Raw genomic sequence first — 22308 nt, forward strand, 5'->3', positions numbered from 1 at the left:
CTGCAAGTTCTCGGGTTCTGCATCGCGACACTCCTGGCAACCGGTGTTCTCGTACTGGCAGGTCTGAGCGAGCGCAATGCAGCGCCGGAGAACTCGGCGCCCATCTCACACACACGATGAAAGATCCACGATGAAATCCGATCGTCGCATTTTCATGCTGACGCTTGCAGCGACGGGGGCGGTCGCTTGCGCTTCCAGTTCGTTTGCGCAGGCACTGCTAGATGAAAAGGACCCGCAGGCCGCAGCCCTCGGATATGTCGCAGACTCGGCCAAGGCCGACGCAAGGAAATACCCGAAGCACGACAACGCGCAGCTGTGCAACGGCTGCGCACTCTGGCAATCCAAGCCAACGGAGGCGCAGGGAAATTGCGCGCTGTTCGCGGGGAAACAGGTGAGTGCCAAAGGCTGGTGCAGCGCCTGGGCCAGGAAGGGCTAGCACACGAGCACTCAAGTATGGGCTGCGCACTTGAGCGGATGCTTCCCTCGGACCGTCGGACTCTCCGAAGCGTTGACTCTTGCTTTCTTCAGCACTTCAAGGCCACAGCGACGAGAAGGGCCGAGCGCCAGCCGGAGAGTTCACCCGGATAAGAAATGCGATCGAAAAGAGTCCGACGGGCCGGCGGAAAGATGGCCCCCTGAGGTGCCAGGGGAGCCATGCGGCCCTCATTCGCCGCCGGTCGTCAGAGGTTCTTGGCGTAGAACGGCGCCAGCTTGCCAACCACGGTGTCCACATACCTGGGAACCCAGTAGGTCTCGATGTGCGTGGCGCCCTCGACCTTGAACAGTTCCTTGCTCTTCGCACCCGTCGCCTTCGCAAACGCTTCCTCGGTCATGTAGAGACTGTCGGCCTTGCTGCCGGCAATCATCAGCAGCGGCTGCTCTATCAGTTCGATCTGGTCGGTCGCGTCCCAACGCATCAGGTCCAGCAGGCTGCTCGTGGTGTACCTGAAGGTGGAGCCGGGATGGGCGTGCGTCCGCCAGTAGTACTCGTAGCCCTGACGGTACATCTCGAAGGGCAGTGCAGCGATCTGCGCGTCGGTCATGTCGGCATCGCCTGAGTAAAGAGGCGTTCCCCCTGCCATTTGCCGGGCGCGCGCGTCGGAAGCCTGCCTGAGGCGCTGCTGGATCGTGGCAAGTTGCGAATCGGCGAAGCCGTTGCGACGAACGCGCCCCGAATTGAACATGCTGAGCGTCGCGACCGACTTGAATCGCTTGTCGGTCTTTGCCGCGGACAGCGAATAGCCGCCACCGCCGCAGATCCCCAGCAGGCCGAGACGTTCGGCATCGACGCCCGGATAGGCGGTGATGAAGTCCGCCATGCCATGGATGTCCTCGATGCGGTTCGCCGGCTTGTCCACCGAACGCGGCTGCCCGCCGCTTCCGCCCTGGTATGCGGCATCGGCGGCAATGGTGACGTAGCCCGACTCCGCCAGCCGCTGCGCATACAGGCCGGCCGTCTGCTCCTTCACGCCGCCGTTCGGGTGCGCGACGACGACCGCGGCGTACTTCTTCTTCGGATCGAAGTTCGCAGGCGTGTAGACGTTGGCGACGATGTCCAGGCCGTCGAGCTTGTACTTCACCGGGTGGATGTTGACCTTGCCGGGTTCGTTGGCCGTGATGGCGCCGTCGTACACCAGCGTGAAGGGATTCTTCCTGTAGTCGGCAGCGACTGCGGAAAGGGGCATGGTCATTGCGGAGACTCCAGCGGTTGCGATCGAGAGGACGAGCGCAGAGGTTCCGAGGAACTCGCGCCTCTTTTCGTCGACGGTTTCGTGATTCATTCAAACTCCAGTTCTTCATGCAGCCTCGCCGCACCGTGCGGCTGGGCAAGAGCAATCAATCCAGCTTCTTCTCGGCCAGAAACTTCGACACCAGGTCGGCAATCTCGACGTTGTTCAGATCGGACATCAGGAAGTGGGTGTTGCCGCGAACCCCGATCTCCGGGAGATGCACCAGGCGTGCATCGCCGCCGTGCCTGTTGATGGCGTCCACCCAGAGCCGTGCCATGGCCAGCCGCACGCGCCAGTTGTCTTGGCCGCGCTCCGGGGTCGGCTCCACGGGGAAGTTGTCGCCGTAGTAGATGACGATGGGAATGCGGGTGAGCTTCTCGAACTCCGCCTGCGACACCGCCTCGGGCGTCAGCGTGCCGGCAGCGCTGGGCATTGCCGGCGGCAATTCGCCCTGCGGAAAGATGAAGCCGCTGCCAGGTTCGAACGCGACGATGGCCTTGACGTTGGGGCTCCTGATCGCCGTCAGCCAGCCTGGCCCACCGCCCTGGGAGTGCGTGAACAGGATCGCCGGGCCGGTCTTCGCGAACAGTGCCGACATGGCGTCGGAAATCACGGCGGCGTCGTAGGGGCCGGTGTTGGGCGTGACCGAGCGGAAGAACTGCTCCAGGGTCTCCGGCTTGCGGTCGAACTGCGCGTTGTCGAAGTAGCTCGGCCATTTGCCGATACGGAACTGGTCGAAGAACAGCTGATCGTTGGGCGTCGGCTCGATCGTTGTCGGGATGGTGCTGTTGCCGGCGCGCCCGCGGCGCGGCTGATCGACCAGATACACCGGGAAGCCGCGGCGCAGGAACAAGGTCTGGAATCCCTCGCGGCCGTCCGAGGTGCTCTCCCAGCTGCGTGCCGACTGGAAGGCGCCGTGCAGCATCACGATGGGCAACGCCTTCGGGTTCTGCGGGACTTGATAGAAGGCGTAGAGATGATCGCCGTGGAAGCTCTGGCCCGCGGCAGCCGGCTTGTTGTTGTCGTAGCTGCCGGGAGTCTTCAGGACCGTGCCGCCGACGGCGAAGCTCCCCTGGGCCTGGATCGTCAGCGGGCCCGAGACGTTGCCGCGATGCATGGCACAACCGGTCAGCAGGCACGTCGTGGCGATGCTTGCGCTCAACAGGGTGCGGATGGCGCTCATGTTCCATCCTTCGATGCGGCAGCAAGTGCCTGCACGAGCGCTTCGTTCGCGCGACCGGCGACTTCGGGACCGACCCCGTCGGCCAGCGCTTGTGTCAGTTGCCGCAACTGCGCGGCGCTCAAGCCCACGCGCAGACTCGCCCGCATATGCGAGCGCAACTGCGCCTGCGCGCCCGGAGTTGCAGCGAGCGCGCCGACAGTGGCCAGCTCGCGGCTTTGCCAGTCGAGGTTGTCGCGCTCGAAGATGTCGCCGAACAAGTGAGCTTGCAGGAACTGGTTGATGACGGGCGCGAACTCGAACACGGCGCCCTGAACCGGCCCGCCGGAAATCTCGGTCTGGTTCGCCCGTCCCACCGAGACCAGTTCATTGCCCGCGGCAACCACCCGAGCGGCTTCCCGGCCCCACGCGTCGTGAATGCCTCGCTGCTTGCGCGCCTCCACGACCTTCAGCAGTTCGCCAAGCGCGTTGAGGCTTCTGGGGAAACCCGCGTAGGCATACAGCTGCACCAGGACTTCCTTGGCCTCGCTGATGGTCAACCCCGCATCCAGGCCGCGATTCAACGCGGCGTTGAGCCTGGGCATGTCGCTGGTTGCAGTGAACGCGGCAATCAGCGGAAGGGCTTGTTGCCTGGCGGACAGCGTTTCGGACCGGGGATATGCACGTGCCGCCGCCCGTGGCGTGTCGCCGGCGGCAGCACCAATACCGGCGCTGGCCAGGGCGGCCCGGTAGTCCTGATCGGAGACCTTGTCCTGCCAGGTCACCGAGATGCCATCTTCCTTCTCCGCGATGGCGACATGGGTCATCGCGCCGTCGGGGCCGGCACCATGCCAGTGGCGCACATTGGCGGGAATGGTGACGACGTCGCCGGGACGGATGGCCTGGGCGGCTTGCCCCTGCTGCTGCACCATGCCCAGCCCGGCCGTGACGATCAGCGTCTGTCCCAGCGGGTGGGTGTGCCATGCCGTGCGAGACCCCGCCTCGAAGCTCACCGTTGCGCCGCTGGCTCTTCCGGGCGGCAGCGCCTGGAACGGCGAGCTGATGCGCGCGATGCCGGTGAAGTTCTCCGTTGCGCCTGTGGCGACCGGCGAGGACGACGCCCTGCGCACCTCCACGACCGGCGGCGCGACGGCATCGGCGGGAGCCTGCGCTCCGGCGGCAGCTGCCGCGCCGCTGATGGCCATGCAAAGCAGTGATTTCACGAGAGCGCCTCCTGTGGCTTTGGTTGAGCGCCGCGGCGCGGCAAGACGATGAAGGCCCAGGACACGAGCAGCGCCAGCCCGAGCAGCAAGGCGCCTGTGTTCATGACCGCTGAAATCCGGTGGGCAAGAGCCGCGGCACTGTCGTGTGCGGCGGGGGGCGCCGCGCTCGCGAAGACGAGCACCAGCAAGCCCAGCCCCAGGGCCCCGCCCAGCTGATGTGCGACGTTGACCATTCCCGATGCCGCACCGGCGTCTTCTGGAGCGACCCCCGCCACGCCTGCAGCGGTCAGCGGTGCCAGCAGCAGGCCCTGGCCCAGGCCGATGAGGAGCATAGGTGGCGCAACGTGCATCCAGTAGCTCGAGTGGGCATCGGCCAGCCCCAGCCACAGCAGGCCAAGGACACCCAGCAGCAAGCCCACGAGAAGCAGCTTCTCGTTGCCGAAGCGCCGGGCCAGCCTGGGAACGGCCATGGCCGAAGCGAAGTTGGGCAGCGTGACGGGCAGGAAAGCGAGGCCTGCCTGCAGGGGCCGCAGGTGCAGCACGCCCTGCAGGAACTGCGTGGAGAAGAACCAGAAGCCGACGGCACCGCCAAGGAAGAGCATGCGGGCGAGATAGGCACCCGCGCGTGCGCGGCTCGCCAGCAGGCGCAGGGGCAGGATCGGCTGGCGGACGCGGCGCTCGATCCACACGAATGTGGCAATCATCAGGACCCCGCCGACCAGTGCTGCCTGTGCCCGGCGTCGGCCCATCCAGCGTCGGCCGCGCGCACCAGCCCGTAGACCAGCGCCGTCATTCCCAGGGTGGAGCTGACCGCTCCGCCCAGGTCGAAACGGCCTGCCTGCCTTGGCGTCTCCGAGATGTGCCGGCAGGCCGCGACGATCAGCAGCAGGCCGATGGGCAGGTTGATGAAGAAGCCGGCGCGCCACGAAACCAGGTCTGCGAACAGGCCTCCCAGCACCAGTCCCAGCGTGGCCCCCACGCCGGCCGCCGCGGCGTACATGGACAGGGCGCGGTTGCGCGCGGGGCCTTCGGCGAAATGCGTCGACAGCAGCGCCAGGGTCGAAGGGGCCAGGACGGCGGCACCGGCGCCCTGGATGGCGCGGGCCGTGAGCAGCCAGGCTGCCGACGGGGCCACGCCGATCGCCAGCGATGCCAGCGTGAACAACGAGAGCCCGACGACGAACATGCGCCGTCGGCCCATGATGTCGCCCGCGCGCGCGCCCAGCAACAGCAGGCCGCCGAAGGCCAGGGTGTAGGCATTGGTCACCCACGAAAGCTGTGCGGCACTGAAGCCGAGGCTTGCCTGGATGCGAGGCAGGCCCGTGATGACGATGGAGATGTCCACCACGATCATCAGGTAGCTGGCCACGATGATCGCCAGCACGGTGCCGGCCTTCCGGCCCGGCAGAGGGGTGGGGGTGTCGACGACGTTCATGGCCCTTGCTCAGATGTCCAGCTTGCGTTCGGACATCCACTTGACGATGGCCGGATCGCGGTGCGAGAAGAAGCTGCTCGTGTCGGTGTCGAGCGCCTCGATGCGAGCCATGTCCGTGTCGTCGAGCGCGAAGTCGAAGATGGCGATGTTCTCGGCCATGCGTTCCTTGCGCACCGACTTCGCCAGGGCGACGACACCTCTTTGCACCAGCCACCGCAGCACGACCTGCCCGACCGACTTGCCGTACCGCTCGGCAATGGCCAGCAGCGCCTCGTTCTGGAAGAGGCCGTTGCGCCCTTCGGCGAACGGAGCCCAGGCTTCGGCCTGAACGCCGATGTCGTTCATGAAGGGGATGCTTTCCAGCTGCTGCTGGAAAGGGTTCACTTCGATCTGGTTGACTGCCGGCGCGATCTCGTTGAACGCCTTGATGTCCATCAGGCGGTCCGGGTGGAAGTTGCTGACGCCGATGGCGCGCAGCTTGCCGGCACGGCAGGCCTCTTCCATGGCGCGCCATGAACCGTGGACGTCACCGAAGGGCTGGTGGATCAGGTAGAGGTCCAGGTAGTCGAGTTGCAACCGGCGCAGGGACTTCTCGATGGCCTGCCGGGTGCGTTCGTAGCCGGTCTCCTGGACCCAGAGCTTGCTGGTGACGAAGAGCTGTTCGCGCGCGATGCCGCTGGAGCGCAACCCTTTGCCTACCGCCTCTTCGTTCATGTAGGAGGCGGCGGTGTCGATCAGCCGGTAGCCTGCTTCGATGGCGTCGACGACGCTGCGCTGGCACTCGTCGGCGTCCGCAATCTGGAAGACGCCGTAGCCGACGATGGGCATCCGGAGTCCGTTGTTCAGGGTGACGTGTTGCATGAGTGGCTGCCTTCGATAGTTCGCTGGGTCGAACTTTAGGTAGGCCACTGGCATCTGAATAGTGACATCCAGGTTGATTGATTGGCATCCGAATGATGACAATGCCGCGGAAGAGGAACCCCTTCATGGCAATCAACGAACTTCGGTCCATCACGACCTTCATCAAGGCGGCGGAGCTGGGCAGCCTGCGCAAGGCGGCGCTCGCGCTGGGCATCAGCCCCCAGGCGGCGAGCAAGGCGCTGGCCCAGCTGGAGGCGCATCTGGATGCGCGCCTGTTCCATCGCACGACGCGCGTGATGTCGCTGACCGATGCGGGGCAACGTCTGTTCGAAGACGTGCAGCCTTCGGTGCTGGGGATGCAGCGGGCGCTGCAGACGGCCAGGACCGCGAAGGACGAGTTCGCCGGCCCCCTCCGGATCACGGGGCCGCGCACGACGTTCCAGCCGATTCTCTGGCGTCTGGTGGAGGAGTTCTGCGACCTGCATCCGGGCATACAGCCCGACGTGCTGCTGGAGGACCGGATCGGCAACTGGGTGGAGGACCGTGTCGACGTGGGTTTCCGGCTCGGGCCGTCACCCCATGAAGGGGTCATCGCGCGGCGGCTGTTTCCCGTGCAGTTGCCGATCTGCGGGGCACCGTCGTACTTCCAGCGGCACGGCGTGCCGGACTCCCTGGCTGACCTCGCCTCGCACCGCTGCAGCGCCTATCGGCATCCGAGCACGGGGAAGGTTCTTCCATGGCGCGTGAGGATCGGCGACCAGGCTGCCGACCAGCCCGTCGTGCCGGCGATCTGCAGCAACGACGAGTTGTTCGAACTGCAGGCCGTCCTGGCGGGCAAGGTGCTCGGCCAGCTCGCAGGCGTTACGGCCGCGCCCTATATCCGCTCGGGCCAGCTGGTTCCTGTACTCGTCGACCACATGCCCAACTACGCCAACTACTTCGTGTACTTCGGCAGCAGGTCTTCGCAGCCGATGCGCGCACGCGCGTTCATCGACCTTGCGGTCCAGCGACTCGGCGATCGCTCGGAGTACGTGCTCACCGAGAGGGAGCTGCAGGCCGGCCGGCGGCGAGCGCGCACCGGCAGGTGATGCGCGAGTCGCATTGCCCTAGGCCGCGAGTCCCAGCGACGGCAGGTTCTCGGCCGCGAAATCCGCGAACAGTTTCGCGCGGGCGAAGCTGCCCCGGGCCGAGGGCCACACCGCGTGAACCGGAGTCTTCGGTGACTCGAACTCCGTCAGCACCAGCTCGACACCGCCGCCGTCGAGCAGATGGCGGATCTGCCACAGCGGCGTGAAGCAGAGTCCCAGGCCGCCGGTGGCCGCCGCATAGAGCGCGGCCGTGTTGTCGGACCTGAAGCGCCCAGACACCTTCACACGCCGCAGCCGGCCTTCGATGGTGAACGGCCAGTTGGCATCGTTGCCGTGCGTCGTGCGCACCAGGCACTGGTGTTCGGCCAGGTCCTCGGGTCGTTGCGGGCGGCCGTGTCGCTCGAAGTAGCCGGTCGCACCGAACACCACGAGCCGCAGTTCGCCGAGCCGCCGAGCCGCCAGTTCGGAGTCGGGCAGTTCGCCGATGCGGATCGCGAGATCGATGTCGCCCTCGATCAGGTCGACGAAGCGGTCGGAGGCGGTGAGCTCCACCTCCATGCCCGGATAGCGCTGCATGAACGCGCCGATCAGCGGCACCACGAAGGCCGGCGCGAACTGCACGGGCGCGGCCACGCGCAGCAGGCCGCGGGGCGCGCTCGACTGGCTGCTCGCGTCCTCCGCGGCCGCGTCGAATTCCGCCAGCGCGGCCTGTACGCGCCGGTGGTAGGCCAGGCCTACCTCGGTGGTGGACGACTGCCGCGTGGTCCGCCGGATCAGCTGCACGCCGAGGCTTCGCTCGAGCTCGTTCAGCGAGCGGTTGATGGACTGCACCGAGCGCCCCAGCTGGCGCGCCGCCGCGCTCTGGCTGCCGAGCTCGACGATGGCGACGAAGGCGCGGATGTCCTGAATCTGGTCCATGGATTCTTCCGATCTGGATGAAGGTCTTTGGCGGCGGCCGCGCATTCACGCGCGCCGGGTCCGTTCGTATCTTTGGGACACCGCGGCCCGGTGCCGCTCACTCACTGATTGATCGAGGAATCATCCATGGAAGAACATAGACCCACGGTGCTGGTGGTCGGCGCCACCGGCCGCGTTGCCGGGCTCGTGGTGCCCGAGCTGGCCAGGCGCGGCGCCACGGTGCGCGCACTGGTGCGCGACGAGCGAGGCCGGCAAAAGGCGATCGACAACGGCGCGGCCGAGGCCGTCGTCGCGGACCTGCGCGATCCGGCGAGCCTGCGTCGCGCGGCTGAAGGCGCGGACGGCGTATTCCACATCGGCCCCGCCTTCCAGCCGGACGAGGCACGGATGGGCTGCAACCTCGTCGCCGCAGCGCAGGAGGCGGGCGTGCGCAAGTTCGTGTTCTCGTCGGTGATCCAGCCGACGCACGGCACGCTCGCGAACCATGCGAGCAAGGTGCCGGTGGAGACCGCGCTGTTCGAGTCCGAGCTCGAATACACGCTGCTGCATCCGGCCAACTTCTTCCAGAACCTGCGCGGAGCGTGGCCTGGCATCGTGCGTGACGGCGTCTTCGCCGAGCCCTATCCGGTCGACACGCGGATCGCGCGCGTGGACTACCGCGACGTCGCCGAGGTCGCGGCCATTGCGCTGACCGAAGACCGGCTCGCCTACGGCTCGTTCGAGCTGTGCGCGCCCGGGCGTTTCAACCGCCGGGAGATCGTCGCGATGGCGGGCGAGGTGCTCGGCCGGCCAGTGGCGGCGCGGGAGATCGATTTCGACGACTGGGTCGAGCTGACGCGCCCGCCCTACGACGCGCGCCAGCTGCAGCTGCTGTCCAAGGTGCACGCGCACTATGCGACGCACGGGCTGGGCGGCAACGCCCTCGTGCTGGAGGCCATCCTCGGCCGGACGCCGCGCACGCTGGCGCAATACATCGGCGAGCTGGCCGCATCATGAGCCGCAACATCGGAAAGCTGCCCGCGCGCTACGCGGCCATCGTCATGCCGCTGCTGCTGTCGATCTTCATGTCGTGCATCGTGGCCGGCATCGCCACGCTCAGGAGCATGGGCTTCGCCGAGGGGCTGCTGCGGATGTGGATGTCGGCCTGGGGCGTTTCGTGGCTGGTCGCGTTTCCGTCGCTGCTGGTGGTGCTGCCGGTCGTGCGCCGCATCGTCGCGGCGACGGTGCAGAGCCCGCCGCGTTGAGGAGACGCCGCGAGCCGTGGCGCGTCTTTCGTGCGATCGGCCCGGTCCTTCGACCGTTCAAAGTCTGGAAAGCGGAAGCTCGACGTCGGCGAGCTGCAGCGGATCGACGCCGGTGCCGCGCTCGATCAGCCGCCGCGCGAAGCGCAGGTCGCGCGCCGAGTTCGGCCCGAGCGCGGCGGCCACCTTGTCGCCGTCGAGGAAGAACATGACGAAGCTGTCGCTCTCCGGGTTGCCGCGCACCACTGTCTGGTGCCGCGGCGCCGGCATGCCGAATATCTGGAGGTTGATGCCGTACTGGTCGGACCAGAACCACGGAAGCGGCTGGTGGTTCACCTCGATGCCGAGGGCGGAGCGCGCGGCCGCGATGCCTTGCTCCTGGGCGTTCTGCCACGATTCCAGCCGCATCCGGCGCCCGGCGCGCTCGCAATGCCAGACAGCCACGTCGCCTGCTGCAAGGATGTCGGGGTCGGAAGACCGGCATCGCGAATCGACCACGATGCCGCTCTCGCACGCGAGGCCCGCTTCTCGTGCCAGCTCGTCGTTGGCGACCAGGCCGATGCCGGCGAGAACCACGTCGCAGGCAAGCGTCCGCCCATCGTTCAGCGTCGCCTTCAGGCTCTCGCCATCCGCTCCTTGCTCCAGCCGCTCGATGCCCGTGCCCAGCTCGAGGCGAACGCCGTGCGAGGCATGGAGCCGCAGCAGGTAGCCGGAGATTTCCGGCGGCACGGTGCGCTCGCACAGCCGGTCCATGGCCTCCGCAACCGTGACGTCGAGTCCTTTCCCGCGGGCGGTCGCCGCGACTTCCAGGCCGATCCACCCTCCGCCGATGACCAGCAGCCGCTTGCCGGCGACGAGCGCCGCACCCAGCGCGGCGGCATCGTCGATGCTTCGCAGCGTGAACACGCCGGGCAGGTCCGCGCCCGGAATGGCCAGCCGCCGTGCCCGGCCACCGGTGCACAGGATCAGCTTGTCGTAGCGGACGGGCTCGCCGTGGCTCAGGTGCAGCTGCTTCGTTGTCCGGTCGATGCGCGTCGCGCTCACGTCGGGGCGCCAGTCGACGTTCAGCGCATCGAAGGCTTCGGGCTTCTGCAGGCGCGTGGTCTCGGCAGGGGCCTCTCCGGCGAGCACCGACTTCGACAGAGGAGGGCGTTCGTACGGGCGATGGCTTTCGTCGCCGATCAGCACGATCCTGCCGCCGAAGCCCTCGGCGCGCAGCGTCTGCGCCGCCCATCCGCCGGCCTGGCCGGCGCCGACGATCGCGATCGTGCCGTCTTGCTTGCTCATGGCTTCTCCGCGGCAGCTCAGCCCAGCGAGAGAAACACCCGCCCGCCCTCGATCTTCACGGGGTAGGAGCGGATCGCCTCGGTCACCGGCGCGCAGGTGGACGCGCCGTTGCGCACGTCGAACCTGCCCTGGTGCAGCGGGCACTCGATCTCGTGGCCTTCGAGAAAGCCTTCGCACAGGCGGGCGTGGCCGTGCGTGCAGATGTTGTCGGTCGCGTAGATGCTGCCGTCCACGTTGTAGAGGGCCAGGTCGCGGCCTTCGACGACCAGGCCGATGACGTCGTCGGCGGGCACGTCGTCGAAATTCGCGGCATTCGTCCAGCCGGTGTTGGATCCATCGCTCATGGTTTTTCTCTTCGCTTCACAAGGGGTAGATGACGGAGTTGGGGATCATCTCGCTGTCGTAGATGACCTGGCGCGAGGCGAACTTCAGGCCCTGTTCGGTGCGCACGACGACGTCGATGTAGCGGCCCACGCTGAACACCGTCGAGAGTTCAGAGAGCTTGGTGCGGAAGACGGCGTAGTTGGCCTCCGACTCGATGCGGCCCGCCTCGACCTTCCGCACCACCGGCGAGCCCACAACGTGGCGCTGGTAGTAGGGGTCGTGGAACAGGGTCTCGCGGATGCCGTAGACGCGGTCCTTCAGCATGCCCTTGCTCTCGAACGAAAGCGTGGCGAGCGGAAAGCCTCGCTCGTGGTTCTCGCGCGGCTGCAGGCGGTAGCTGCAATCCTCGGTGAAGAACTCGGGCCAGAGCTCCCACTGGCTGGAGCTCACCGCATGGGCGTAGCTGGCGTAGAGCTGCGAGAGCTCGAAGTAGTCCTGGAAGTCCATCTCAAGCCTCCATCACCTTGCGCCAGTACTCGTACATGCCGCGGATCAGCGTCTCGGTGACCATGTGGTCCGTGTCGCCGACCTCGCGGCCGCCGAGCTCGGCCAGCGTGCGGTGGAAGGGCTTCTGCTCGAAGCCCTTCTGCGAGAGCTCGATCACCTCGCCGTCGTCGGCCGAGACGAAGCCCGCGGGGCCGAAGAGATTGGCCTGCCGCAGGCGGCGCTGCGTCATGGCCTCGGTGTCGTCCTCGAAGCCGAAGTGCGTCCACACGAAATCGAAGGCGCCGGGGCCGCTGGGCTGGATGTGGCGCGTCGAGACGCTGTTGACCTGCTGCTGCAGGATCACGCTGGGAAAGAGCGTCATCATCACCGCCGTCGGGCCGCCCCACCAGGGCTCGGGCACGATGTCGAGGAAGCGGTCGTCGTTGAGCTTCATGCTCTCCTTGAAGCTCGACACCTGGGTCACCTGGTCGGCCTTGCCGCTCGCGCCGCGCGTGGAGATCATGGCGGCGTGCCGGTGGTGTCGGTCCATCTTCAGCTCCGACTTGTTGTCCGCGCGCCAGAGCCCGAAGGTCACGAACCAGGTGTGCAGCAGGCCCGGGTGGTACGGGTCCTTGATGTTCTCCTGCATGAGCTTCCAGTTGCCCGGAATGCGCTGGCGGTTGTAGCCGAGGATGGTGAGCTTGCGACCGTTGAAGAGCCGGTCGAAGTAACCGAGGATTTCCGGCCCCATGAAGTCCTCGAGCGATTCGACCTCGGGGTCGAAAGAAGCGAAGACCACGCCGCCGCGCCTGGCCACCTTGAGCTTGTTGAGGCCATGGTCGGCGGTCTTGAAGTCGGCGGGCATGCCGCCATTGACCTTGCCGTCCTGCTTCACGCCGCGGCGGAAGGGCACGCCCTGCAGGTCGCCCGTGAGCGTGTAGTTCCACTGGTGATAGGGGCAGGTGAAGCCGCCTTCCTTGCGGTTGCCGTGCCGCTCTCGGCAGAACTGCATGCCGCGATGGGCGCACACGTTCTCGACGACGCTGATGGAGTCTTCCGCGTCGCGCACCATGATCACCGAGCGCTCGCCGACCGCGGTCCGCTTGAAGTCGCCGACCTGCGGGATCTCGGCCTCGAGACCGACGTAGCTCCAGTGGCCGCGATAGAAGAAGCGCTCCAGCTCCTGGCGGTGCTGGTCGGCCTCGGTGTAGGCCATGAAGGGAATGCGGCTGGTGCCCTGGCTTTCCCAATGGATCTTCCGGGGGAAGACCGCCGATGTGTCGTCCATGTTCTTGTCTCCTGTGCCGCCCGTGGAGGGCTGCGTCTCGTGGGTGCATCGATGATCCCCATTCGAACGCCATCGCTCAATAGAATGTGATCAATAGTTCATATTGATTTCAAGAATGTGAGACGACGCGCATGGAGCTCAAGGACATCGATCTCAACCTGCTGGTCGTCTTCCAGCAGCTGCTCGTCGACCGCAGGGTGTCCAAGGTGGCGAGCAGCCTCGGCCTTTCGCAGCCGGGCGTGAGCAACGCGCTGGCGCGCCTGCGCAAGCTCACCGACGATCCGCTCTTCCTGCGCACGCCCAACGGCATGGAGCCCACGCCCTACGCGCAGCAGCTCGCCGAGCCCACGGCGCGCGCGCTGCAGGTGATCCACGCGGCGATCAACAGCAAGGCCTCGTTCGACCCGGCCACATCGAAGCGCGCATTCACCGTCGGCATGACGGACATCGGCGAGATCTACTTCCTGCCCAGGCTGATGAAGGAGATCGCGAGGGTCGCGCCCAACGTCTCGCTGAGCACCGTGCGCAACACCGCGGTCAACCTGCAGGACGAGATGGAGGCGGGCCACGTCAACCTGGCGATCGGGCTGCTGCCGCAGCTGAAGGCGGGGTACTTCCAGCGCAGGCTGTTCAATCAGGACTATGTGTGCGTGTTCAGACGAGGCCATCCGCTCGACAGGAAGAGGGGGCGGGTCTCGCTCGAGGAGTTCTCGGCCGCCGAGCATGTGGTGGTGATCTCGGCGGGCACCGGCCACGGCAACGCGGACGAGTTCCTCGACCGCAAGAAGATCGTGCGCAAGGTGGTGCTGACGGTGCCGCATTACGTGGCGGTCGGTCACATCCTGCACGACTCGGACCTCGTCGCGACCGTACCCGAGAAGCTCGCGCAGGCATTGGCCGGGCCCTTCGATCTTTCCTACGTCCGCCATCCCGCGAAGCTGCCCGAGATCGCGATCAACCTGTTCTGGCACGGGCGCTTCCACAAGGATCCGGCGATCAGCTGGCTGCGCTCGCTGATCGTGGGGCTGCACGGCGAAGGCGCCTCGGGCTAGGCAGGGCCGCCAGCTCGGGGGCGTTCGCCCGGCCGATGAGTTGAAGGTTTTCACAGGCGTCTTCGAATGCCTTGCCATTCCGCCCAGGCAGCCCTGCTTCATAGACTGGCTCGCATCGTTCAGAGAGAAAGTCCAGCGAATGGGAAATCCAGTCTTCATCGTGCCGGGGCACGGCAACTCGGGCGCTGCGCACTGGCAGAGCATCTGGCAGTCGACCCGTCCTGAATGGCGCCGGCTGCAGGTCGACGACTGGGAGCTTGCGGTCTGCGACGAATGGGTCTCGGCGCTGGACCGGCAGGCAGGCGCGATGGGCAGCGACCTGGTGGTCGTTGCGCACAGCCTGGGCTGCCTGGCCGTCGCGCACTGGGCCGTGCGGTGTTCGCCGCGGATCCGCGGCGCCTTGCTCGTCGCCGTTCCCGACCCTCGGGCCGCTGCCTATCCCGCGGAGACTTCGCTGGGGTTCGAGCCGCTGCCGTCCGCACGGCTGCCGTTTCCGAGCATCGTGGTCGCCAGCAGCGACGACCCGTACGGCAGCGCGGCCTACGCCAGGGAGCGCGCAAACGCTTGGGGCAGCGAATTCGTCGAGGTGGGTGCGCGCGGGCACATCAACGGCGCGAGCGGACTTGGCGACTGGCCGGAGGGCTACAGGCTCTTGCTGCGGTTGCTCTGAGCCGCCGGCCGGCTAGAGCTGGTCCGTCGGCACGAACCACGAGAACAGCAGCAACTGCAGCCGCGTCAGCATGCTCGAATCGGGTTCGCTGTCTAGCACTTCGTTGTTGACGTCACCGGTGCCCACCCATTGCACGTTCTGGCCGTCGGGCTTGAGCGTGACGCGGTAGACGCCTTCGATGTCGTCGAGCTGGTAGGCGAAGAGCAGCGCCTGCGTCAGGTCGAAGCTGCGCACCTGCACGCCGAACTCGGTGTTCAGCCGCGCGGAGCGCGGGTCGAGGTTCATCGAGCCGAGCAGCACCCATTGCCGGTCGACCAGCGCCAGCTTGGCGTGCAGGCGGCCGCGCGCCTTCTTGAGCAGGGTGCGGAACTGGTCGCTGCGCTTGAGCTGCTGCGTGCTCACTTCGTACAGGTTCACGCCCAGCTTGAGCATGTCGACGCGGTAGCGGTTGTAGTTGATGTTGACCAGCGGCTCGTCGCTGTCGGCCAGCGAGTTGGTGATGACGGTGATGTTCACGCCGTGCTCGCGGCCCATCCGGATGCGCTCCATGCCTTCGTCGCCGGGAATGAAGTAGGGCGAGATCACCACCACGTTCGACTGCGCGGTGGCCAGCATCTGGTGGAAGCGCTGCGCCAGCGACGGGACGGGGTGCGTCATCACGCCCAATGCCTTGTTGGGGCTGTCGGCGGAGGCATGGGCCTCGGCGCGCATCCACTTGGCTTCGTCGATGTCGGCGAGCTGGGTGGCCAGGGGCGGGTCGCCGAGCAGGTCGGTGACGGGCAGCGGGTCGGGCGCGGGCGCGTGGGCGGGGGAGGTCGCTTCCTCGAAGTCGTCCTTCAGCGCCTGCGGCGAGCGGCTGGTGCTGGCCACCCGCTGCAGGGGGTAGACCACGTCGCTGTTCCAGTAGGTGTCGAAGATGGCGGCGGACTCGGGCACCACCGGGCCGGCCAGCAGCAGCTCGAAGTCGATGAAGTTCGCGCTTTCGCTGCGCAGGAAGTATTCGTCCGCGAGGTTGCGGCCGCCCGCAATGGCCATGGCGCCGTCGGCCACGAACAGCTTGTTGTGCATGCGGTGGTTGAGGCGCCGGAAGTCGGAGAAGAACTCCAGCCATCGGCCCGAGGAGTGGTCGCGCGCATTCACGAAGGGGTTGAAGAGCCGCACCTCGGCGTTGGGCTCTGCGGCCAGGCCGAGCAGCAGGCGGTCCATGCCGGCCGTGTAGAAGTCGTCGAGCAGCAGCCGCACGCGCACGCCGCGGCGGGCGGCGTTGCGCATCTCGCGCAGTAGCAGGCGGCCGGTCTTGTCGTTGCCCAGCTGGTAGGTCTGGATGTCCAGCGACGACCTGGCGCGCCGCATCAGCTCCAGCCGGGCGTCGAGCGCGAAGGAGGCCTCGATCAGCGGCCGCATGCTGGTCAGGCCATCGGGCGGGGAGTTGAGGCTGATGGCCGCACGGCCGAGCTCGGTGGCCGGCGAGCCCGCGATGGCCAGGGTGGGCGGTTCGGGCGTTCGCGGCGGAAGGCCGGCGCAGCCGGTGAGCGCAGCGGCAGCCAGGAGGGCCATCAGCCGCAGAGCCGGACCGCGCAGCGCGGGAAACAGGAAGGCAATGAGCTTGAGCATGAGGGCTGCCAACGCAGGGGGAGCGTGCGGGCGGCATCGTAGCCGGTTCACCTCGGGCGCGAAGACGCAATTTCGCAACGCAACGCCCTTCGGCGAGGGCGGTGATTCGCGGAAGCGGAAATTTGTCACGCCTAAAATGCGAATCGTTCTTATTAATTTCAATGGAGTGGAGCGGGATGAAGAGTTTGGTGGCGCGGCGCAAGGCTGCATCGGTACTGGCGGGATGCCTGGCGATCTACACGCAGCATCAGGTGCTGGCCCAGACGACGAATGCAGTCTCGCTGCCGGAAGTGCGGGTCGACGCGAATGCCGAGGCCGAGACGGCCACCACGCCGGTGATCGGCTACCGCGCGAAGAACGCGGTCACTGCCACCAAGACCGACACGCCGCTGTCCGAGACGCCCCAGGCCGTGACCGTCATCACGCGCGACCAGATGGTCGACCAGGGCGCCACCAATCTGCAGGACGCGCTCAACTACGCGGCCGGCGTGCGCTCCGATGCTTACGGGCTCGACTCCCGCACCGACTCCGTGCGGATACGAGGCGCCACCCCCGACGTCTACCTCGACGGCCTGCGCCAGGCCTATGGCTACTACACCAGCACCACCCGCACCGAGCCCTACACGCTCGAGCGCCTCGAGGTGCTGCGCGGCCCCTCGGGCATGCTGTTCGGTGCCGGCACTGCCGCCGGCGTGGTCAACATGGTCAGCAAGCGGCCGCTGCAGGAGGCCCAGCGCGAGGTGGGCGTGCAGTTCGGCAGCTTCGGCCGCAAGCAGATCCAGGCCGACCTCACCGGCCCGCTCAATGCCGATGGTTCCCTGTCGTACCGACTGATCGCCTTGCAGCGCAAGTCCGACACGCAGGTCGACTACGTCCCCGACGACCGCAGCGTGATCGCGCCTTCGCTGACCTGGCGACCCAACGCCATGACCTCGCTGACGCTTCAGGGTCTGTGGCAGAAGGACAAGAGCGGCAGCAGCTCGCAGTTCCTGCCGTGGCAGGGCACCCTGCTGCCGAACCCGAACGGGCGCCTGCCGAGCAGCCGCTTCATCGGCGAGCCGGGTGACTACTACGACAGCGAGCGCAAGACCTTCGGCTGGCAGTTCGAGCACAAGTTCAACGACAGCTGGACCTTCCGCCAGAACTTCCGCTACGCGCGCAACGAAAACGACAACCGCTATCACTATGGCGCCGCGTTCTCGGGGGCCGAGAGCTGGGACGCCACCGACCCGATCTTCAAGCGCGTGCTGGGCCGCTACTACGACAGCTCGCTCACGCGCAACCGCACGCAGACGCTCGACAACCACGTCGAGGGTCACTTCCAGACCGGAGCCCTCAAGCACACGCTGCTCGTGGGGGCGGATTTCGCGCGCCAGCGCGAGAACGTCTGGGTCGGCACCACCTACGACACCATCGACGTCTACGCGCCGGTCTACGGCCATCTCGACGAGCCGGTGCGCGACGCGCGGCCGCGCACTCGCCAACGCCAGACGGGCGTGTATCTGCAGGACCAGATCAAGCTCTACAACTGGATCTTCGTGGCGGGCCTGCGGCACGACAGGGCCGTCTCCAGCGCCGCGGGCAGCGAGTCGGACACGAGCAGCGCCACCACCAAGCGGTTCGGCGTGATGTACGCCTCGCCTTCGGGCTGGTCGCCGTACGTGAGCTACAGCGAGTCGTTCACGCCGCAGTCCGCGCGTGAAGGCCGCATCTTCAAGCCGCTGCGCGGCGAGCAATGGGAAGTGGGCGTGAAGTACGAGCCCAAGGACCGTGCCGTGGCATTCAGCGCCGCCGTGTACGACCTGCGCGAGAAGAACCAGATCGCCGAACCGCAGCCCAAGGTGTTCACGCAGCTCGGCCAGACCAAGACCCGCGGCGTCGAGCTGGAGGCCAAGGGCTCGATCGGCCCGAACCTCGACCTCGTCGCCCACTACAACTACACCGACGCCGACGCGCTGATCGAGGGGCTGCCCAAGCATCAGGCGAGCGTCTGGGCCAAGTACAAGTTCTCGATCGGCGGCGTGAACGGCTTCTCGGCCGGGGCCGGCGTGCGCATGATGAGTTCGTTCCGCGACATGCAGTCGGGCGTGGGCCCGCGCATTCCGGGCGTCGCGCTGGCCGACCTCGTGTTCGCCTACGAGACCGCCGCCTGGCGCTATGCGCTCAACATCAACAACGTGACGGACAAGGTCTACTTCAGCACCTGCCTGTCGCGCGGCGACTGCTGGTACGGCGCGCGCCGCAACATCGTCGCCAGCGCGACCTACCGTTTCTAGAATCTTTTCCTTCGATAGAGCAGCCACGACATGAACAGCCGAAAGATCAAGACCTGGGCCTGGGTGCACAAGTGGAGCAGCCTAGTGTGCACGGTGTTCATGCTGCTGCTGTGCATCACCGGCCTGCCGCTGATCTTCCATCACGAGATCGGCCATCTGCTGGGCACCGAGGTCGAGGCGCCGAAGATGCCGGCGGACACGCCGCGCGTCAGCCTCGACCGCGTGCTGGAAGTGGCGAAGGCCAAGCATCCCGACCGGGTTGTGCAGTTCGCCTCGCAGCCCGAGGACGACGACGGCCTCTGGTTCGTCACGCTCACGCCCACGCCGGAGCCCACGGACGACTTCAAGTCGGTCGCGGTCGACGCGCGCACGGGCGCGGTGCTCGCGCAGCCGAAGTTCGACGAGGGCTTCATGTACGTGATGTTCAAGCTCCACGTCGATCTCTTCGCGGGGCTGCCGGGCAAGCTCTTCCTCGGCTTCATGGGCCTGCTGCTGCTGGTGGCCGTCGTTTCGGGCGTGGTGCTGTATTCGCCCTTCATGCGCAAGCTCGACTTCGGCACGGTGCGGCGCGAGAAGCGGCCACGCCTGAAGTGGCTCGACCTGCACAACCTGCTGGGCATCGTCACGCTGGTGTGGGTGTTCGTGGTGGGGGCCACCGGCATGATCAACACGTGGGCCGACCTGGTCATCAAGTACTGGCAATACGATCAGCTCAGTGCGCTGCTGACGCCGTACAAGAACGAGCCCGTCGTCGCGGTGAACGAGCGCGCCTCCGTGCAGCGTTCGATGGATGTTGCGCTGCAGGCCGCGCCCGGCATGAAGCTGTCTTTCATCGCGTTCCCGGGCACCTCGTTCTCGAGTCCGCACCACACCACCTTCTTCCTGCGCGGCAACGAGCCCTTCACGTCGAAGCTCCTGCAGCCGGTGCTGGTCGACGCCAAGACGGCCGAGGTGACCGCTTCGCCCAAGCTGCCCTGGTACCTCTGGGCGCTGCTGGTGTCGCAGCCGCTGCACTTCGGCGACTACGGCGGCATGCCGATGCAGATCATCTGGGCGCTGCTCGACATTGCGACCATCATCGTGCTGGGCAGCGGCCTGTATCTCTGGCTCAAGCGGGGCAACACCGTGCCGGCTGCCTCGAAGAAGACAGAGGAGCATGAGGTGCCGAAGCACGCCCCCGTCGGCGGCACCGCCCAACCTGAGCCGGCACCGGCCATGAAGGTGCAGGCATGAAGCAGCACCAGCATCACCATCAAGGCTTCTGGCGCATGTGGGGCTGGCCGATCGTGCTGGGCGTGCTCACGACCTTCGGCCTGATCTCCGCGCTCTTCAGCGACGGCGGGCTGGGCGACATCCTGGCCTGGATCGCGCTCGGCATTCCGTGCGTGGTGTGCGTCTGGTACGGCTGGTGGAGGAAGCCGGCCGACAGCAAGGCCTAGCGAGCTCCGGCGAATCGTAGTTTTCCCTGAGAGTCGCGCCACCGCGACACGCCCGGCCGGAGTGCCGAAGCAGAATCTGCGCGATGAACCTCGCGCCTGCTGCTTCCGCCGCCGTCGGCTTCCTGTCGCTGTTCGTCGCTCCGATGGCTGCACGAGCCCAGCAGGAGCCGGCCGGCAGCCTGCGCGAGATCACCGTTTCCACGCCGCGAGGAGAGGTGACGCCTTTCAACGTACCCGGCTCGGTGGATCGTGTGGACGGCAACGAAATGCGCGACAGCCGCCTGCAGGTCAATCTCTCGGAAGGCCTCGGCGCGGTGCCGGGGCTGCAGGTGCAGAACCGGCTGAACTACGCGCAGGACCTGCAGCTGTCCATTCGCGGCTTCGGTGCGCGCTCCACCTTCGGCGTGCGCGGCGTGCGGCTCTACGTCGACGGCATTCCCGCGACATTGCCCGACGGGCAGGGCCAGACCTCCAACATCGACATCGGCTCGCTCGACCGCATCGAGGTGCTGCGCGGACCGTTCTCCGCGCTCTACGGCAATTCATCCGGCGGCGTGGTGCAGGCCTTCACCGCCTCGGGCGAAGGCCCGCCCCGGCTGTCGTATTCGCTCGCGGGCGGCAGCTTCGGAACCTGGCGGCAGTCGCTGCAGGTCAGCGGATCGCAGGGGGCTGTCGACTACCTGCTCGACGCGAGCCGTTTCCATACCGACGGCTGGCGCGAGCACAGCGCCGCGAAGCGCGACATCGCCAACGGCAAGCTCGGCATCGCGCTGGACAACGGCGACAGGCTCACGCTGGTCTTCAACAGCGTGCGCATCGACGCGCAGGACCCGCTGGGCCTCACCGCCGACCAGTACGCGCTGGCGCCGCGCAATGCGCCGCTGGCCACGCAGTACGACACCCGCAAGACGGTCGAGCAGACGCAGGTCGGCCTGCTCTATGAACACCGCATCGATGCCACGCAGGGGCTGCGCCTCATGGTCTACGGCGGCCAGCGCAAGACCACGCAGTTCCAGTCGATTCCGCCCTCGGCGCAGCAGAACCCGCTGCACGCGGGTGGGGTGATCGACCTGTCGAGGCAGTACGGCGGCGTGGACCTGCGCTGGAACGGCGCGTTCACGCTGGCCGGCAGGCCCCTCGAGGTGGTGGCGGGCCTGGGCTACGACAGCCTGCGAGAAAAACGCCGCGGCTACGAGAACTACCTGGGCCCGGTCTCCGCCCCGGTGCTCGGCGTGCAGGGGCGGCTGCGGCGCAACGAGCTCAACGAGGCCTGGAACCTCGACCCCTACGCGCAGGCCACCTGGCGCCTTGCCGAGCGCTGGACGCTGGAGGCCGGCGTGCGCCGCAGCAGCGTGCACTTCAATTCGCAGGACCGCTACATCGTCGGGACCAACCGCGACGACAGCGGCAGCGCGCGTTACAGCAAGACCCTGCCGGTAGCCTCGCTGCGCTACCAGGCCACGCCGGACCTGGCGCTGTACGGCTCCATCGGGCGCGGTTTCGAGACGCCGACGCTGAACGAGCTCTCCTACCGGGCCAATGGCGCGAGCGGACTCAACTTCGCGCTGCGGCCTTCGGTGAACGACAGTGTCGAGGTCGGTGCCAAGGCGCGGCTCGCCGGCGGCCTGCTCACGGCGGCGCTGTTCCAGACCCGCACGCGCGACGAGATCGTCACCGACACCAACGTGGGCGGCCGCGCCACGTTCCAGAACGCCGGCCGCACGAAGCGCAACGGCTTCGAGCTGGGCTGGCAGCACGAAACCGCGAACCACTGGCGCACCCAGCTGGCCTACACCTGGCTGGACGCGACCTACCGCGATGCCTTCTGCTCGCCGTCCCCGTGCGCGGCGGCGAACAGGGTGGCCGCGGGCAACCGCATTCCGGGCATCGCGCGGCAATCGCTGTTCGCGTCGTTGGGGTGGGTGCCGCCCGAGGGCTGGCGTGCCGGCATCGAGATGCGCGCGCTGGGCCGCATCCAGGCCAACGACGTCAACACCGCGAGCGCGCCGGGCTATGCCGTCGCGGCGGTGTATGCGGGCTACCTGAAGAAATGGGAGCGCTGGGAGTTCAATGCCTTCGCGCGTGTCGACAACCTGTTCGACCGGCGCTACGTGGGCTCGGTGATCGTCAACGAAGGCAATGCGCGCTATTACGAGCCCGCGCCGGGCCGCAACTGGACGGTGGGGCTGAGCGGCACTTACCGCTTCTGAAGCCCCA

20 protein-coding genes and 1 pseudogene are annotated in these 22308 nt (G+C 67.1%); 10 read left to right on the top strand and 11 right to left on the bottom strand.

The window, feature by feature from the left end; translation table 11 throughout:
* Positions 1–130 precede the first annotated feature (130 nt).
* The gene (locus ABL840_RS07775; RefSeq protein WP_176947386.1) at positions 131–436 is read left to right on the top strand and encodes a high-potential iron-sulfur protein; all 306 of its coding nucleotides are present in this window, start codon (positions 131–133) and stop codon (positions 434–436) included.
* Positions 437–680: 244 nt separating this feature from the next.
* On the opposite strand, the gene ABL840_RS07780 is transcribed toward ABL840_RS07775, so the two are convergent.
* The 5 genes and pseudogenes from ABL840_RS07780 to ABL840_RS07800 all read right to left on the bottom strand — a co-directional run bounded on the left by ABL840_RS07780 (position 681) and on the right by ABL840_RS07800 (position 6408).
* Entirely contained in the window at positions 681–1685 is a 1005-nt protein-coding gene (locus ABL840_RS07780) for an alpha/beta hydrolase (RefSeq protein ID WP_371287142.1), read from the bottom strand.
* A 151-nt stretch (positions 1686–1836) separates the two neighbouring features.
* Positions 1837–2913: an alpha/beta hydrolase gene (locus ABL840_RS07785; RefSeq protein ID WP_176947387.1), complete on the bottom strand. Its 1077-nt coding sequence runs from the start codon at positions 2911–2913 to the stop codon at positions 1837–1839.
* On the bottom strand, positions 2910–4112 hold the full coding sequence (locus ABL840_RS07790) for a cupin domain-containing carboxymuconolactone decarboxylase family protein (RefSeq protein ID WP_218152976.1): 1203 nt from the start codon (positions 4110–4112) through the stop codon (positions 2910–2912). The genes ABL840_RS07785 and ABL840_RS07790 overlap by 4 nt, the downstream gene beginning before the upstream one ends.
* Positions 4109–5547, bottom strand: a pseudogene (locus ABL840_RS07795) (MFS transporter). The gene ABL840_RS07790 and the pseudogene ABL840_RS07795 overlap by 4 nt, the downstream one beginning before the upstream one ends.
* 9 nt (positions 5548–5556) lie before the next feature.
* Positions 5557–6408, bottom strand: a complete 852-nt coding sequence (locus ABL840_RS07800; RefSeq protein WP_093196462.1) for an aldo/keto reductase — start codon at positions 6406–6408, stop codon at positions 5557–5559.
* A 125-nt stretch (positions 6409–6533) separates the two neighbouring features.
* Between ABL840_RS07800 and ABL840_RS07805 the strand changes: the two genes are divergently transcribed.
* Complete coding sequence (locus ABL840_RS07805; RefSeq protein WP_093196460.1) at positions 6534–7496, top strand: LysR family transcriptional regulator; 963 nt, start codon at positions 6534–6536, stop codon at positions 7494–7496.
* Positions 7497–7514: 18 nt separating this feature from the next.
* On the opposite strand, the gene ABL840_RS07810 is transcribed toward ABL840_RS07805, so the two are convergent.
* Positions 7515–8414, bottom strand: coding sequence for a LysR family transcriptional regulator (locus ABL840_RS07810; RefSeq protein WP_093196458.1), 900 nt, complete (start codon positions 8412–8414; stop codon positions 7515–7517).
* Between the two features lie 126 nt (positions 8415–8540).
* Between ABL840_RS07810 and ABL840_RS07815 the strand changes: the two genes are divergently transcribed.
* Together ABL840_RS07815 and ABL840_RS07820 are read left to right on the top strand one after the other, a co-directional pair.
* Positions 8541–9410, top strand: a complete 870-nt coding sequence (locus ABL840_RS07815) for an NmrA/HSCARG family protein (RefSeq protein ID WP_093196457.1) — start codon at positions 8541–8543, stop codon at positions 9408–9410.
* Complete coding sequence (locus ABL840_RS07820; RefSeq protein WP_093196455.1) at positions 9407–9658, top strand: DUF2798 domain-containing protein; 252 nt, start codon at positions 9407–9409, stop codon at positions 9656–9658. Before ABL840_RS07815 ends, ABL840_RS07820 begins: the two co-directional genes overlap by 4 nt.
* A gap of 57 nt (positions 9659–9715) precedes the next feature.
* On the opposite strand, the gene ABL840_RS07825 is transcribed toward ABL840_RS07820, so the two are convergent.
* The 4 genes from ABL840_RS07825 to ABL840_RS07840 are packed head-to-tail and all read right to left on the bottom strand — an operon-like array spanning position 9716 to position 13040.
* Positions 9716–10942 (bottom strand): NAD(P)/FAD-dependent oxidoreductase, encoded by a 1227-nt coding sequence (locus ABL840_RS07825; protein ID WP_093196454.1) that lies wholly within the window; start codon positions 10940–10942, stop codon positions 9716–9718.
* A gap of 17 nt (positions 10943–10959) precedes the next feature.
* Positions 10960–11286 carry a non-heme iron oxygenase ferredoxin subunit gene (locus tag ABL840_RS07830; RefSeq protein WP_093196452.1) on the bottom strand — a complete coding sequence of 109 codons (327 nt, stop codon included), beginning with the start codon at positions 11284–11286 and terminating at the stop codon, positions 10960–10962.
* 16 nt (positions 11287–11302) lie between these two features.
* Positions 11303–11773: an aromatic-ring-hydroxylating dioxygenase subunit beta gene (locus ABL840_RS07835; RefSeq protein WP_093196450.1), complete on the bottom strand. Its 471-nt coding sequence runs from the start codon at positions 11771–11773 to the stop codon at positions 11303–11305.
* Position 11774: 1 nt separating this feature from the next.
* The gene (locus tag ABL840_RS07840; protein WP_093196448.1) at positions 11775–13040 is read right to left on the bottom strand and encodes an aromatic ring-hydroxylating dioxygenase subunit alpha; all 1266 of its coding nucleotides are present in this window, start codon (positions 13038–13040) and stop codon (positions 11775–11777) included.
* A 131-nt stretch (positions 13041–13171) separates the two neighbouring features.
* Between ABL840_RS07840 and ABL840_RS07845 the strand changes: the two genes are divergently transcribed.
* Both ABL840_RS07845 and ABL840_RS07850 read left to right on the top strand, forming a co-directional pair.
* Positions 13172–14092, top strand: coding sequence for a LysR family transcriptional regulator (locus tag ABL840_RS07845; protein WP_093299800.1), 921 nt, complete (start codon positions 13172–13174; stop codon positions 14090–14092).
* A 139-nt stretch (positions 14093–14231) separates the two neighbouring features.
* Positions 14232–14762: an RBBP9/YdeN family alpha/beta hydrolase gene (locus ABL840_RS07850; protein ID WP_093196444.1), complete on the top strand. Its 531-nt coding sequence runs from the start codon at positions 14232–14234 to the stop codon at positions 14760–14762.
* A 12-nt stretch (positions 14763–14774) separates the two neighbouring features.
* On the opposite strand, the gene ABL840_RS07855 is transcribed toward ABL840_RS07850, so the two are convergent.
* Positions 14775–16376 (bottom strand): phospholipase D family protein, encoded by a 1602-nt coding sequence (locus tag ABL840_RS07855; RefSeq protein ID WP_093196443.1) that lies wholly within the window; start codon positions 16374–16376, stop codon positions 14775–14777.
* 176 nt (positions 16377–16552) lie between these two features.
* Here ABL840_RS07855 and ABL840_RS07860 point away from each other — a divergent pair, with 176 nt between their 5' ends.
* The 4 genes from ABL840_RS07860 to ABL840_RS07875 all read left to right on the top strand — a co-directional run bounded on the left by ABL840_RS07860 (position 16553) and on the right by ABL840_RS07875 (position 22301).
* Positions 16553–18652 (top strand): TonB-dependent siderophore receptor, encoded by a 2100-nt coding sequence (locus ABL840_RS07860; protein WP_093196441.1) that lies wholly within the window; start codon positions 16553–16555, stop codon positions 18650–18652.
* Positions 18653–18682: 30 nt separating this feature from the next.
* Positions 18683–19885 carry a PepSY-associated TM helix domain-containing protein gene (locus ABL840_RS07865; protein WP_093196440.1) on the top strand — a complete coding sequence of 401 codons (1203 nt, stop codon included), beginning with the start codon at positions 18683–18685 and terminating at the stop codon, positions 19883–19885.
* Positions 19882–20091, top strand: coding sequence for a hypothetical protein (locus ABL840_RS07870; protein WP_093196438.1), 210 nt, complete (start codon positions 19882–19884; stop codon positions 20089–20091). The genes ABL840_RS07865 and ABL840_RS07870 overlap by 4 nt, the downstream gene beginning before the upstream one ends.
* 83 nt (positions 20092–20174) lie before the next feature.
* A complete protein-coding gene (locus ABL840_RS07875; protein WP_093196436.1) occupies positions 20175–22301 on the top strand; it encodes a TonB-dependent receptor in 2127 nt (708 codons plus the stop codon).
* Positions 22302–22308 lie beyond the last annotated feature (7 nt).

This window comes from Variovorax sp. NFACC27 (genome assembly GCF_048301545.1).
Lineage (GTDB): Bacteria > Pseudomonadota > Gammaproteobacteria > Burkholderiales > Burkholderiaceae_C > Variovorax > Variovorax gossypii.